The sequence below is a fragment of the Micromonospora sp. NPDC047521 genome (genome assembly GCF_055587305.1).
Genome location: NZ_JBVJGN010000002.1, coordinates 284,815 through 297,044, shown reverse-complemented (window position 1 = coordinate 297,044; position 12,230 = coordinate 284,815). Strand labels below are relative to the sequence as shown.

The 12,230-nt window shown below is 72.5% G+C and carries 15 protein-coding genes; 8 read left to right on the top strand and 7 right to left on the bottom strand.

Annotated features, from left to right (window positions below; translation table 11 throughout):
- Nucleotides 1-65: 65 nt before the first annotated feature.
- Nucleotides 66-593, bottom strand: coding sequence for a helix-turn-helix domain-containing protein (locus ACZ6N8_RS05255; protein WP_466007700.1), 528 nt, complete (start codon nt 591-593; stop codon nt 66-68).
- 97 nt (nt 594-690) lie between these two features.
- Between ACZ6N8_RS05255 and ACZ6N8_RS05250 the strand changes: the two genes are divergently transcribed.
- Nucleotides 691-1,926: a benzoate/H(+) symporter BenE family transporter gene (locus ACZ6N8_RS05250; RefSeq protein ID WP_466007699.1), complete on the top strand. Its 1,236-nt coding sequence runs from the start codon at nt 691-693 to the stop codon at nt 1,924-1,926.
- Between the two features lie 10 nt (nt 1,927-1,936).
- Here ACZ6N8_RS05250 and ACZ6N8_RS05245 read toward each other — a convergent pair whose 3' ends face one another.
- The 4 genes from ACZ6N8_RS05245 to ACZ6N8_RS05230 all read right to left on the bottom strand — a co-directional run bounded on the left by ACZ6N8_RS05245 (nt 1,937) and on the right by ACZ6N8_RS05230 (nt 3,915).
- Complete coding sequence (locus ACZ6N8_RS05245; protein WP_466007697.1) at nt 1,937-2,308, bottom strand: hypothetical protein; 372 nt, start codon at nt 2,306-2,308, stop codon at nt 1,937-1,939.
- 59 nt (nt 2,309-2,367) lie between these two features.
- A complete protein-coding gene (locus tag ACZ6N8_RS05240; RefSeq protein WP_466007695.1) occupies nt 2,368-2,619 on the bottom strand; it encodes a hypothetical protein in 252 nt (83 codons plus the stop codon).
- 81 nt (nt 2,620-2,700) lie between these two features.
- Complete coding sequence (gene mscL, locus ACZ6N8_RS05235; protein WP_466008305.1) at nt 2,701-3,159, bottom strand: large conductance mechanosensitive channel protein MscL; 459 nt, start codon at nt 3,157-3,159, stop codon at nt 2,701-2,703.
- A 39-nt stretch (nt 3,160-3,198) separates the two neighbouring features.
- Nucleotides 3,199-3,915, bottom strand: coding sequence for a FadR/GntR family transcriptional regulator (locus ACZ6N8_RS05230; RefSeq protein WP_466007693.1), 717 nt, complete (start codon nt 3,913-3,915; stop codon nt 3,199-3,201).
- 50 nt (nt 3,916-3,965) lie between these two features.
- Between ACZ6N8_RS05230 and ACZ6N8_RS05225 the strand changes: the two genes are divergently transcribed.
- Nucleotides 3,966-5,249 (top strand): MFS transporter, encoded by a 1,284-nt coding sequence (locus ACZ6N8_RS05225; protein ID WP_466007691.1) that lies wholly within the window; start codon nt 3,966-3,968, stop codon nt 5,247-5,249.
- A gap of 13 nt (nt 5,250-5,262) precedes the next feature.
- On the opposite strand, the gene ACZ6N8_RS05220 is transcribed toward ACZ6N8_RS05225, so the two are convergent.
- A complete protein-coding gene (locus ACZ6N8_RS05220) occupies nt 5,263-5,619 on the bottom strand; it encodes an STAS domain-containing protein (protein ID WP_007454464.1) in 357 nt (118 codons plus the stop codon).
- Nucleotides 5,620-5,785: 166 nt separating this feature from the next.
- Here ACZ6N8_RS05220 and ACZ6N8_RS05215 point away from each other — a divergent pair, with 166 nt between their 5' ends.
- From ACZ6N8_RS05215 to ACZ6N8_RS05190, 6 genes are read left to right on the top strand one after another with little or no spacing between them, the layout of a single operon-like run.
- Complete coding sequence (locus ACZ6N8_RS05215; RefSeq protein WP_466007689.1) at nt 5,786-6,646, top strand: STAS domain-containing protein; 861 nt, start codon at nt 5,786-5,788, stop codon at nt 6,644-6,646.
- The gene (locus ACZ6N8_RS05210; protein WP_139587087.1) at nt 6,646-7,056 is read left to right on the top strand and encodes an STAS domain-containing protein; all 411 of its coding nucleotides are present in this window, start codon (nt 6,646-6,648) and stop codon (nt 7,054-7,056) included. Before ACZ6N8_RS05215 ends, ACZ6N8_RS05210 begins: the two co-directional genes overlap by 1 nt.
- Nucleotides 7,053-7,472 carry an ATP-binding protein gene (locus ACZ6N8_RS05205; RefSeq protein ID WP_466007688.1) on the top strand — a complete coding sequence of 140 codons (420 nt, stop codon included), beginning with the start codon at nt 7,053-7,055 and terminating at the stop codon, nt 7,470-7,472. The genes ACZ6N8_RS05210 and ACZ6N8_RS05205 overlap by 4 nt, the downstream gene beginning before the upstream one ends.
- A complete protein-coding gene (locus ACZ6N8_RS05200) occupies nt 7,460-8,482 on the top strand; it encodes a SpoIIE family protein phosphatase (RefSeq protein ID WP_466007687.1) in 1,023 nt (340 codons plus the stop codon). Before ACZ6N8_RS05205 ends, ACZ6N8_RS05200 begins: the two co-directional genes overlap by 13 nt.
- Nucleotides 8,479-9,840, top strand: coding sequence for an ATP-binding protein (locus ACZ6N8_RS05195; protein ID WP_466007685.1), 1,362 nt, complete (start codon nt 8,479-8,481; stop codon nt 9,838-9,840). Before ACZ6N8_RS05200 ends, ACZ6N8_RS05195 begins: the two co-directional genes overlap by 4 nt.
- A gap of 11 nt (nt 9,841-9,851) precedes the next feature.
- Nucleotides 9,852-11,381 carry a SpoIIE family protein phosphatase gene (locus ACZ6N8_RS05190; RefSeq protein WP_466007684.1) on the top strand — a complete coding sequence of 510 codons (1,530 nt, stop codon included), beginning with the start codon at nt 9,852-9,854 and terminating at the stop codon, nt 11,379-11,381.
- Between the two features lie 17 nt (nt 11,382-11,398).
- On the opposite strand, the gene ACZ6N8_RS05185 is transcribed toward ACZ6N8_RS05190, so the two are convergent.
- Nucleotides 11,399-12,208, bottom strand: coding sequence for a DUF6597 domain-containing transcriptional factor (locus tag ACZ6N8_RS05185; RefSeq protein ID WP_466007682.1), 810 nt, complete (start codon nt 12,206-12,208; stop codon nt 11,399-11,401).
- Nucleotides 12,209-12,230: the final 22 nt, after the last annotated feature.

The window sequence follows — 12,230 nt, the reverse complement described above, 5'->3', positions numbered from 1 at the left end:
CTTGCCAAGAACACCCCGGGTTCGTCTCTACGGCTCCTGCCTCAGGCCGAGAAATCATTGCGAATTCAGGATCGGTGGCGTGGATAACGCAGCAGCAGACTGGCTGCGACCTCGTCGTCACCCACCGCCGCGTAGGTGTGCGGCACGTCCGAGACCCAGCGCAGGTGACCGCCGGCCGGTGCGGTGAGCGGCGCGTCGGCCGGGCCGGCCCGCAGCACACCGGCGAAGACGGTGATGTGTTCGGTGACGCCCGGTTGGTGGGCGGGGGAGAGTTGCGTGACGCCGGGCGCGACGCGCATCCGGTACAGCTCGTAGGTCGCGTCGGTGTCGGTGAACACCTCAAGCAGGGTGGCGGTGACGGCCGTGCCGTGCACGACGGGTTCGGCCGCCGGTTCGGCGAGCAGGGCGGTGAACGGTACGCCGAGCTGCGCGGTGACCGCCCAGAGCGTGTCCAGGGTCGGGTTGCGGGTGCCGTTCTCCAGGCCGGAGAGGGTGGCCTTTCCGACGCCTGCGAGCCGGGCCAGTGTGGACAGCGAGATCCCCCGCTCCTCGCGCAGGGCGCGGACCCGGCGTCCGACGACTGCGGGGTCCACGTCGAGTCCCGGCCGACGGGCTGGTGGTGGGTGCGGCACCCGGCTATCGTGCTACACGCTGTCGTTCCGTAAACGGAACGGCACTCGGGAGGGTGGGATGGCTGGACGCGCGCAACCGGTGCTGGCCGGCGTGGTGACCGCGCTCGTCGGCTTCGCCAGTTCGTTCACAGTCGTGCTGGCCGGGCTCCGGGCCGCCGGCGCGTCGGACGCCCAGGCGGCCTCCGGCCTGCTCGCCCTCTGCGTCGCGAGCGGGCTCACCGCCGTCTGGCTGGGCTGGCGACACCGGATACCGATGAGCGTGGCCTGGTCGACTCCGGGCGCGGCGCTGCTGGTGGCGACCGGGTCACCGCCCGGCGGATGGCCCGTCGCGGTGGGCGCGTTCCTCGTCTCCGGTCTGCTGGTCGTCGCCGCCGGACTGTTCCCGCCGCTCGGCAGGGCGGTGGCCGCCATCCCCAAGCCGGTGGCCGGCGCGATGCTCGCCGGGGTGCTGCTGCCGCTGTGCACCGCCCCGGTCCGCGCACTCGTCGAGGTGCCCACGGTGGCCGGCCCGGTGGTGGTCGGCTGGCTGCTGCTGCACCGGTTCGCCCGCCGCTGGGCGGTACCCGGCGCGCTGCTCGTGGCGGTGGTGGCGATCGCGCTGACCTCGCCGTCGACCGGCCTGGGAGGCGCCGCGCTGATCCCGTCGGTCACCCTCACCGCGCCGGCCTGGAACGCGTCCGCGCTTGTCGGACTCGCCCTGCCGCTGTTCCTGGTCACCATGGCCGCGCAGAACGTGCCAGGCATGGCGGTGCTGGTCGGCTACGGCTACCGGCCGCCGTTCGGGGCCGCGCTGCGGGCCACCGGTCTGGCCAGTCTGCTCGCCGCACCGGCCGGCGGGCACGCGGTGAACCTCGCGGCGATCACCGCAGCCCTGGCCGCGGGCCCGGACGCCCACCCGGACCCGGAGCGCCGGTGGGTCGCCTCGGTCACCGCCGGCGTCGGACTGGCCCTGCTCGGGCTGGGTGCCGGCGTCGCCACCGCGCTGGTCGCCGTCGCCCCGCCGATCCTCATCGAGGCGGTCGCCGGCCTGGCCCTGCTGGGCGCGCTCGCCACGGCACTCGCGGCTGCGGTGACCGACCCGGCGACCCGCGAGGCGGCCGTGGTCACCTTCGTGGTGACCGCGTCCGGGGTGACGCTGATCGGCGTGGGCGGCGCGTTCTGGGGACTCGTCGCCGGCTGCCTGATGCTGCTGCTCTTCCGCCGCCCGTCCGCCGCGCCCGCGCCGCCGCAAGGCTCAACACCAGATCAGCGAAGTGGCGGTGTCCCGGCCGACCGGGTCCGGGCGTCGTCATGAGGCGGGTGGGTTACTCCTCGGGTGGCAGGTCGGTCACGCCCACGGCGAGACGTACCCGACCGTCGGCAACCGCCCCGATCTGGTCGGCCGGTACGTAGACCGCGCCGCTCTGCGTCAGCTCGGTGGTGACCTTCAGGTAGCCGGTGTGCAGCAGCCGCGCCGCCAGGTCGGCCGGTACGTCCGGCTCCTCGACAGCCGTCGCCTCGATCAGCTCGTCCAGGCTGCTGCCCGGGTCGGCGGTCGGCGTCTGCACGGTCACCGCGTTCGGGTCGCCCCGCTGGACGAGATCCACCGTCCCGACCTCGGTGCCGGCAACGTCGATCACCGACATCCCGGTGGTGATCCGCGAGATGGTCGCCTGCTGCTCGTCCTGCTGGTCCATCACATCGCGGTTCCCGGGGCGGTACGCCGCTAAACGCCGTCGCCGATCCACCGGACCGCTCAGCTGTTCGGGAGGGTCCAGCCGCCCGGTGGGCGGGGAGACAGCTCCCGCCAGGTGTCCGTGCCGTCGAGGAGGGCCCGGACCGTCTCCTCGGCCTCGTCCGCACTGCCGTACTCGTAGAAACGGGAGATGCCCTCGGCGCCGCCGGCCCGCTGCTCGACATGCCACCGGTCGGCGTCCACCCGCAGGAAGACGTCCCGCCGGGCCAGCCGCCCCCACTTCCCGTTCCACCAGTGCTTTCGCTGCTCCATGGCGGGACTCTATCGAACACACGTACGAGAAGGTGCGGCCCCTGCGGGATTCCCACAGGGGCCGATGTGCATCCGTTCGGGTCAGCGCGGTGCCGGCGGCTCGTGGCGGCGACCAAGCACGTCGTCAAGTGCCCCGCGCTGCTGGCCCGGGGTGGTGTGCCCGGCCGAGACCAGGGCGTCCCGGATCTCGGTGAGCAGCTTGACCTCCTCGCTCGGCGCCGCAGGCGGCGGCTCCTCGCCCCGCTGCCGCCGCTCGGCCAGCTTGTTCATCGGGAACACCACGAAGAAGTAGAGCACCGCCGCGGTGAGCAGGAAGGTGATCAGGGCATTGATGAACGCCGCCCAGTCGAAGACCTGATCGTTGAGCGTCCACTTCCCGGCCGAGAGGCTGGTGCCCCCGCCGATCGCCTTGATCAGGGGTTCGAGGAACGACTTGGTGAGTTGGGTGACCACGCCCGTGAACGCGGCGCCGATCACGATGCCGACCGCCAGGTCGACGACGTTGCCGCGCATGATGAAGTCTTTGAAGCCCTTGAGCATCCGTACTCCCGAGGTGTCCGGTTTTCCGTCCGGCACAACCTATGCCTCGGGAGCTGGCTCCAGAAACGCGCCGGCTTCGATCGCCGCCCGACCGGGCTCACCGGCCCGGATCGCCTCGACCAGCCGGGCGTGGTCGACGTAACGCTCGGGGGTGAGCGCGTCACCCATCGCCTGGGCGACGGTGCTGCGCAGGGCGGCGCCGACCGAGGCGTACAGCTCGGCGAGCATGGCGTTGTGCGCGGCGGCGACCACAGCCGTGTGCAGCGCCGCGTCGGCCTCGACGAACGCGTCGACCCGGCCCGCGTGCCAGGCCGCCTCGCGGTCGGCGAGCGCGCCGTCGAGCGCCGCCAGGTCCTGGGGTGTACGCCTCAGCGCGGCGAGCCGGGCGGCCTCCACCTCGAAGGCGCGCCGTACCTCGATGACCTCGGTCGTCCGGTCGTCTCCGAGCCGGCGGGCCACCACGGGGGCCAGCTCGTCGGTCGACACCACGTACGTGCCGGAGCCCTGCCGGCACTCCAGCACCCCGGCGTGCACCAGGGCGCGGACGGCCTCACGGACCGTGTTGCGCCCCACGCCCAGCGCGGCGACGAGCTGCGGCTCGGTGGGGATGCGCCCACCGACAGGCCACTCACCGCCGAGGATCCGGGCCCGCAGCTGCTCGATGGTCTGCCGGACGCGGTGGCCGCGGGGCGGCACGGTGGGCTGGCCGCGGGGCGGCACCGGTGGCGCGGAGGCGGAATCGACCGACGGTGGCACTGGTTACATCACCGGGCCCAAATTCATCCCATGATTGTAGGTTAGAGGTCATGACTCCGCCACCCACCGCCGCTCCGGCGGCTCCCGCTCCCGTCGCCGTCGCTGTCGACACCGGCCCGGCGCGCGACCCGGCGGGGCGTCGGACGCACCCGGCTACCGGTGGCGCGCTCGTACTGGTCGGGATGCTGCTTGTCGCGCTCAACCTGCGCGCCGTGGTGACGAGCCTCGGCGCCCTGCTCGACGAGGTCCGCGACGGGCTGGGGCTCTCCGGCGCCATGGCCGGCCTCGTCACCACGCTGCCCACGATCGCGTTCGCCGGGCTGGGCGCGCTCACCCCGTGGCTGGTCCGCCGGGTGGCGCCGGCCCGGGTGCTCGTGGTCGCCATGCTCGCCCTCACCGCGGGGCAGGTGCTCCGGGCCACCACCGACTCGGCCTGGATCTTCGTGTTCACCAGCGCGCTGGCGCTGGCCGGCATCGCGGTCGCCAACATCCTGCTGCCCATGCTGGTCAAGCAGCACTTCCCGCACCGCACCGGGCTGGTCACCGGGGCGTACACGATGGCGTTGACCCTGGGGACGACGGTGGCCGCAGCCTCCGCCGTGCCGATCGCGCACGCCTTCGGCTCCTGGCGGGCCGGGCTGGGCGTCTGGGCCGCGATGGCCGCGGTGGCCGTACTCCCGTGGGTGCCGCTGGCGCTGCGGACCCGGGCGCGCGCACGGCGCGCGACCGCGACGGCGGCCGTCACCGCGCCCACCCGGGTCCGGCCGGCGCGGACCCGCCTGGGCTGGGCCATGGCCCTCTACTTCGGGGCGCAGTCACTGAGCGGGTACGCGATCATGGGTTGGCTGGCCCAGCTGTTCCGCGACGCCGGCTACCAGCCGGAGGCCGCCGGGCTGCTGCTCGCCGGGGTGACCGCGCTCGGCGTGCCGATCGCGCTGCTGATGCCCACCGTGGCCGGCCGGATGACCAGCCTGCGGCCCCTGGTGCTCGGACTGACCACCGCGTCGACGCTCGCCTACCTGGGGCTGGCGCTCGCCCCGCGCGGAGCGGCGCTGCTCTGGGTGACCCTGCTGGCGATCGGCCAGGGCGCGTTCCCGATGATCCTGACCGCCATCGGACTGCGCGCGCGCACCGCCGAGGGGACCGTCGCGCTCTCCGCGTTCGCGCAGAGCACCGGGTACGTCATCGCGGCGCTCGGCCCGCTGATGGTCGGCATCCTCTACGAGATCACCGGCGGCTGGACCGCGCCCATCGGATTCCTGCTGGCCGCGCTCGCCGTGCAGACGGCGGCGGGCATGGCGATCGCCCGTCCCCGCTATGTCGAGGACGAGTGATCGACGGCAGTGGTCAGGAGGACGCCGGCGTCGGTTCGCCGGCGACTGCCTCATCCACCGTCGGGTAGGTGTGCAGCACCTCGACCAGCCCGCTGACCTCGAGGATGCGCAACACACCGCGCTGCGGCGCGGCCAGCCGCACCACACCGCCGGCCTCATCGCAGCTGTTCTTGGCGCGGACGAAGACCGACAGACCTGTCGAGTCACAGAACGACACGTCCGCCAGGTCGAACACCAGCCGGTTACGGCCCTTGTCGAGCAGGTCGGTGATCTGGTCCTGCAACTGCGGTGCGGTCGCCATGTCCAGCTCGCCCGCGACCGACACGACGACCACGTCGCCGCGCTGTTCCGTGTGCACCGTCAGGGACATTTGGCAGACCTCCTGTTATCGGGGGAACGGTATCCCACGACCGGGGTCGTACGCAGAAGGGGAGCCGCTATCCGGTGGCCATCGTCATTTCCGTTGCTACGGGGCAAGTAGTTCGCCAGTTCCCGGTGGTAGAGTCCGGCCGTTCCAGGTCGAGGGGGGTTTCGCAATGGCGTTGAACGCCGAGGAAAGTGGTCGGCTAGCCGCACTGCTCGGCGGACACGCCGAACAGGTCACGGCTCGGTGGACCGAGATCGTCACCGGTTCGTTGCGTGGCCGGCTCAGCCAGGCCGAGTTGCGCCGGCAGGTCCAGGACCTGCACAGCGCCATCGCCACCACGGCCGGGCAGGGTGCCGTCGACCTGTCCGCCGAAAGCTCGGGCGAGCTGCGTGCCGCACTCACCGAACTGTCCCGTGGGCGGGCCCGGCAGGGCTTCTCCGCCACCGAGACCACGATCAGCATCTTCGCGCTCAAGGACGTGCTCGCCGAGCTGGTGCAGGAGGCCGGCGGCACCAACGCGCTGCACGACTACATCGCCTTCTCCAAGCTGGTCGACGAGCTGGGCCTGTTCACCTTCGAGAGCTTCGTCCGCACCCGCGAGAGCCTGATCGCCGACCAGGCCGAGCAGCTGCTGGAGCTCTCCACGCCTGTGGTCAAGCTCTGGGAGGGCGTGGTCGCCGTCCCGCTGGTCGGCACCCTGGACTCGGCGCGCGCCCAGGTGGTCATGGAGCGGCTGCTGCAGACCCTTGTCGACACCGGCTCGCCGTACGCGATCATCGACATCACCGGCGTCCCGGCGGTCGACACCCAGGTCGCCCAGCACATCCTGAAGACAGTGGTGGCCGCCCGACTGATGGGCGCCGACTGCATCATCTCCGGCATCCGGCCGCAGATCGCCCAGACCATCGTCGCGCTCGGCATCGAGTTCGGCGACATCGCCACCAAGGCGAGCCTCGCCGACGCGCTGCGCCACGTGCTGCGGCTCACCGGGGTGGAGACCCCCCGTCGCCAACCGCGTCGGGACGCCTGATGGAACGCGTGCCGATCCTCAAGATCGGCGACATCCTGCTGGTCTCCATCCAGCTCGACATGTCCGACCAGACCGCGGTCCAGCTCCAGGAGGACCTCGCCGAGCGGATCGTCGACACCGGCTGCCACGGCGTGATCATCGACATCACCGCCCTGGACATCGTCGACTCCTTCGTCGGCCGGATGCTCTCCACCATCGCGTCGATCTCCAAGGTGCTCGACGCGGAGACGGTAGTCGTCGGGATGCGTCCCGCCGTCGCCATCACCCTTGTCGAACTGGGGCTGTCGCTGAACGGCATCCGTACCGCGCTGAACGTCGAACGCGGCATGGAACTGATCGCGGCGGCCCGCGCCGACGAGCTCGACTACCAGCTCGACGACGATCCGGACGCCGAGACGGCCACGCCGTGACCGCGGGCGTCGACCTGGGCCAGCCGCAGGCGCAGGCGATCCGGAGCGACGAGGACGTGGTGCGCGTCCGGCAGTTGGTCCGTTCCGTGGCAGTGGCCGTCAAGCTGTCACTCGTCGACCAGACCAAGGTGGTCACGGCGGCGAGCGAGCTGGCCCGCAACACCCTTGTGTACGGCGGCGGTGGCTCGGTCGAGGTGGTGATCGTCGACAACGGCCGGCGCAAGGGCGTGCAGATCGTCTTCGCCGACTCCGGGCCGGGCATCCCCGACCTGGACCTGGCCCTCACCGACGGCTACACCACAGGCGGCGGCCTCGGCCTGGGCCTCAGCGGCGCCCGCCGGCTGGTCGACGAGTTCCAGATCGAGACGTCGGCGGAGAGCGGAACACGCATCACGGTGACCAAGTGGTCACGGTGAACGGGGATGCCGTCACCGACAGTGGCATCTGGTTCCGGGTGGAGGCCGGCAGCGCCGCAAGCGCCGTCCGACGGGCCGCCGAACGCCTCGGCTCACAGGTGGAGATGGGTGCGGCGCGCATCGCCGACCTCGCCATCGTCGCCGCCGAGCTGACCAGCAACCTCGTCAAGCACGCCGACGACGGTGTCCTGCTGCTCCGGCCGGTCCGCCGCGCCGGGGAGGCCGGCGTGGAACTGGTAGCCATCGACTCCGGGCCCGGCATGGCCGACCTGACCGTCTCGTCCCGGGACGGGCACTCCACCACCGGGACCCTCGGCATCGGCCTCGGCGCGATCGTCAGGCAGGCCAGCTGGTTCGACGGATACTCGCTGCCCGGCCGGGGCACCGTCCTCGCCGTACAGGTCTGGCCCGCCGCGCCGCCCCGACTGTCCTGGGCCGGTGCCCTCGCCCGGCCGCTCACCGGCGAGACGGTGAGCGGTGACGGGTACGCCGTCCGGGTCGCCGACGGGCGGCACCAGGTGCTGGTCAGTGACGGCCTGGGGCACGGCCCACTGGCCGCCGGCGCCACCAACGCGGCGCTTGCCGCGTTCCGTGACGCACCGGCCGGCCCGCCGGCGACAGTCGTCGGGCACCTGCACCGCAGCATGTCGCACACCCGTGGCGCGGCGCTCGCGGTCGCCGAGCTGCTGCCGGAGGCCGGCGTTCTGCGCTACGCCGGGCTGGGCAACATCTCCGGCGTGATCGTCGAGGGCGGCGGGCAGCGTCGGGGACTGGTGTCGCTGCCCGGCATCGCCGGGCACCAGCGGCCTACAGTCCGGGAGTACGACTACCCGTTCGGCCCGGGCGCCCGGCTGGTGATGCACAGCGACGGGGTGGTCGACAGGTGGCGGTTGACCGACTACCCGGGCCTCGCCGAGCGGTCACCGCTGGTCATGGCGGCGACCCTCCTGCGCGACGCCGGCATTCGACGCGACGACGCCTGCGTACTGGTCGCGAGGTCCTGGACATGACCGACGAGCCGGCCGCGCCGCCGCTGCTGCAGATGGCGCTGCGGGTCGAGCAGGACATCTTCGTGATCCGCCAGCGGGGTCGCGAGGTGGCCGCCGTGGTCGGCCTCGAACACCAGGACCAGGTGCGGATCGCCACCGCGCTCAGCGAGGTCGCCCGGGACCTGCTGCGGGCGACAGGCGGCGCGGACGTCTCGTTCCACATCGACGAGGCCACCGACGGCCGGTTCCACCTCCGCGCCGACCTGGCCCCGGTGACCCCACTGCCCGACGGCAGGTACGAGCCGCAGTCCGGCGCGGTGTCCCGACTGGTCGACACACTGAGCGTGTCGACCGTCGAGGGGGTTACGGTCGTGAGGATGTCCCGACGAGTCCCGGCCAGCGCGCCGATGCCGACCCCGGAGCGGCTCGCCGAGTTCCGTACCGAACTCGGCCGCACCGCGCCGGCCAGCGCGCTTGACGAGATGACCGTCCAGAACGGGCAGCTCATCGCGGCGCTCGACGAGGTACGCAGCCAGCGGGACGAGCTGGCCGTGCTGAACGACGAGCTGGCCGAGACCAACCGGGGTGTGCTGGCGCTCTACAACCAGCTCACCGAGGAGCTGGAGGAGACCAACAGGGGTGTTGTCGCCCTCTACGCGGAGCTGGACGAGAAGTCGGCCCAGCTGCGCGCGGCGAGCGAGTCGAAGAGCCGGTTCCTGGCCAACGTGAGTCACGAGCTGCGCGCCCCGGTCACCGCGATCATCGGGTTGGGTCGGCTGCTCTCCGACTCGTCCTCCGACCCGCTCACCGCCGAGCAGGCCCGCCAGGTCGGTCTGATCCGCTCGTCGGCGGAGGATCTGCTCGGGCTGGTCAACGAACTGCTGGACCTGGCCAAGGCCGAGTCCGGCCGGATCGAGCCGGACTGGGCGGACGTCGACCTGCGTCCGGTCTTCGGCCAGCTGCGCGGCACGTTGCGCGCGCTCGCCACCCGCCCCGGCGTGGAGCTGGTGGTGGATGAGCCTCCCGCGCCCGCCCTGCTGCGTACCGACGAGGTGCTACTCGGCCAGGTGCTGCGCAACCTGCTGCACAACGGCCTTAAGTTCACCGAGCGCGGCGAGGTGCGGCTGCGCGCCCAGCGGCACGGTGACAGGTGGAGCTTCGAGGTCAGCGACACCGGGCCGGGCATCGCCCCGGAACTGCACGACCGGATCTTCGAGGAGTTCTACCAGGTGCCGGGCGCCACCCGCGTCGGCGGCACCGGCCTGGGCCTGCCGTACGCCAAGCGGTTGGTGACGCTGCTCGGCGGCACGCTGGAGCTGACCAGCGAACCGGGCCGGGGCAGCACATTCACCGTCTCCCTGCCCAGCGGAGGGGCGTGACGGTGGACGGCATGCCGGCGACCGTCCTGGTGGTCGATGACAGTCGCACCAAGCGTTACCTGCTTGTCAGTTGGCTGACCCGGGCCGGGTTCACAGTGCTGGAGGCCGAGAACGGCGCCGATGCGCTGGCCCGCGTCGAGGTGGACCGGATCGACCTCGTGGTGCTCGACGTCCGGCTGCCCGACCTCAGCGGGTACGAGGTCTGCGAACGGATCAAGGAACGGCACCCGGCGATGCCGGTGATCCACGTGTCGGCGCACGCCGTCGACGTGGCCGACCGTGCCCAGGGCCTCACCCGAGGTGCGGACGCCTACCTCACCGAGCCCATCGAGCCCGAGGAGCTGATCGCCACCACGCGGGCGGTCCTGCGCTACTACCAGGCCCGCAAGCGCGCGGAACTGCTCGCCGAGCGGCTGCTCGTGCTCGCCGACACGACTGTGGCGGTGCACGCCGCGCCGAACTTCGCCCGGCTGCTGGAGGCCGCCGCCGAGGGTGCCGCGCAGATCTTCAAGAGCCCGGCGGCGGTGGTCGCCGAGACGTTCGACGGTGACTGTCTCGCGGGGATCTGCGCCGGTCCGGGCCTGAAGGCCGACGTGGTGCCGTGGGTCGTCGACGACACGGGGGTGCCGACCGGCGCGACCGTTCGGGTCCAGGAGCCGGCGCAGTGGGGGCTGCTCGGCTGGCCGGCGGGCGATTCGGTGACGGTGGCCGCCGCCCGGCTCCGCGAGGACCGGGCCCCGCTGTACGTGGTGGTCCCCACCGCCACCCAGACCGCCCGGACGCCGGTGCTGGTGCAGCTCGCCCAGGCGGTCGCGGCGGCCGTGGAGGCGCAGCGCTCGTTCGACGAGGAACACCGGATAGCCGTCACCCTCCAGCGCAGCCTCCTGCCGCGCGGGCTGCCCGAGGTGGCCGGACTGGATCTCGCGGTGCGCTACGAGCCGGCCAGCGCGCAGACCGAGGTGGGTGGCGACTTCTACGAGCTGGTGATGCTCGACGGGCACCTGCTCCTGGCGATCGGCGACGTGGCCGGCCACTCGCTGCACGCGGCGACAGTCATGGCCGAGCTGCGGCACGCCGTGCGGGCGTACGCGGTCGAGGGGCACCAGCCCGGCGAGATCCTGCACCGGGTCAACGAGCTGATGCGTACGCTCCTGCCGAACGAGCTGGCCACGCTCTGTGTGCTGCTGCTGCACCCGCCGAGCGGGCGGGTCCGGTTGGCCAGCGCCGGTCACCTCCCGCCGGTGCTCAGCCTGGACGGCAAGGTCGAGTTCGTGCAGCACTCGGCGCCGCTGCTCGGCGTCCGCGCCCCCCGTCCGGCCGACCTGGAGTTCGTGCTGCCGGCCGGGGCGACGCTCGTGTTCTACACCGACGGGTTGATCGAGCGGCGGGACGCCACAATCGACGAGGGGTTGGCCGCGCTCGCCGCGCTCACCGGCACCGTCGACGAGGACCTGGACCGGTTCTGCGAGCGGCTGCTGGTGGAGCTGGCCCCGCCGGAGATTCAGGACGACGTGGCAGTTGTCGTCCTGCGCCGCCGCTGAGTCCACAGGCGCCGACGTCAGCGCACCGAGCGGGCGTACGCGGCGGGTGACACGCCGGCGACGGCGGTGAAGTCGCGTACCAGGTGGGCCTGGTCGCTGTAGCCGAGGTCGGCGGCGAGGTCCGCCCAGTTCAGTGGGCCGCCGGCGGCCTGTTCGACGGCCTCCTGGAGCCGGTACCGGCGGATCACCCACTTCGGGCCGACGCCGACGTGCTCGGTGAACAGCCGTTGCAGGCGGCGGACCGGCACGCGGTGCCGGGCGGCGAAGTCGTCGACCCGCAGCACCGTGCGGTCGGTGCGGATCGCCTCGGCCAGCCGGATGGCCTCCTGCGTCGCCGGATCCGGGGCCGGTGCCCACGCGGTGAGCAGGGCGTCCAGCGCGCGGCGCCGGTCGTCGTCGGTGCCGCCGCAGACCGGACCGTCGGGTCGGGGCAGACGGCCGACGGGCAGCGGTAGCCGGCGTCCGGTCAACTCGGCGACCGACAGGCGCCAGAACGGGTGGAAGCCGCCGGGGCGGAACTGGACACCACAGACCCGGCCGGTGCCGGTCAGCGTGATCCGGAACAGGTCGCGACCCACCCCGGCCACCTCACCGTCCTCCGGCCCTTCGTCGGTGCCGTCGTCGTCGCGCCGGAACACCACGTTCACCGCCGGGTGCGGCACCACCCGCTGCTCGAACGGCGCGTCCAACGCCCAGTCGATCAGCCAGTAGTGCTCGACCCACAGGCGCAGCGACTCGGCGGGCAGGTGCCGACGGAAGTGGACCTCGCGCAGCATCCGTACCGGGTCGAGGATCCCCCGGCTGTCGTTGCGCGGTCGCTGTCGCATTTGTTCAAGACCACCCTCATAC

What these genes read in the sequence shown, in the direction of transcription:
- ACZ6N8_RS05240 (WP_466007695.1), bottom strand. Translation starts at nt 2,619, where the DNA reads ATGGAGCAGCGAAAGCACTGGTGGAACGGGAAGTGGGGGCGGCTGGCC.
- ACZ6N8_RS05225 (WP_466007691.1), top strand. Translation starts at nt 3,966, where the DNA reads ATGACTCCGCCACCCACCGCCGCTCCGGCGGCTCCCGCTCCCGTCGCC.
- ACZ6N8_RS05245 (WP_466007697.1), bottom strand. Translation starts at nt 2,308, where the DNA reads ATGGACCAGCAGGACGAGCAGCAGGCGACCATCTCGCGGATCACCACC.
- ACZ6N8_RS05195 (WP_466007685.1), top strand. Translation starts at nt 8,479, where the DNA reads ATGACCGACGAGCCGGCCGCGCCGCCGCTGCTGCAGATGGCGCTGCGG.
- ACZ6N8_RS05220 (WP_007454464.1), bottom strand. Translation starts at nt 5,619, where the DNA reads ATGTCCCTGACGGTGCACACGGAACAGCGCGGCGACGTGGTCGTCGTG.
- ACZ6N8_RS05190 (WP_466007684.1), top strand. Translation starts at nt 9,852, where the DNA reads ATGCCGGCGACCGTCCTGGTGGTCGATGACAGTCGCACCAAGCGTTAC.
- mscL (WP_466008305.1), bottom strand. Translation starts at nt 3,159, where the DNA reads ATGCTCAAGGGCTTCAAAGACTTCATCATGCGCGGCAACGTCGTCGAC.
- ACZ6N8_RS05215 (WP_466007689.1), top strand. Translation starts at nt 5,786, where the DNA reads ATGGCGTTGAACGCCGAGGAAAGTGGTCGGCTAGCCGCACTGCTCGGC.
- ACZ6N8_RS05185 (WP_466007682.1), bottom strand. Translation starts at nt 12,208, where the DNA reads ATGCGACAGCGACCGCGCAACGACAGCCGGGGGATCCTCGACCCGGTA.
- ACZ6N8_RS05210 (WP_139587087.1), top strand. Translation starts at nt 6,646, where the DNA reads ATGGAACGCGTGCCGATCCTCAAGATCGGCGACATCCTGCTGGTCTCC.
- ACZ6N8_RS05250 (WP_466007699.1), top strand. Translation starts at nt 691, where the DNA reads ATGGCTGGACGCGCGCAACCGGTGCTGGCCGGCGTGGTGACCGCGCTC.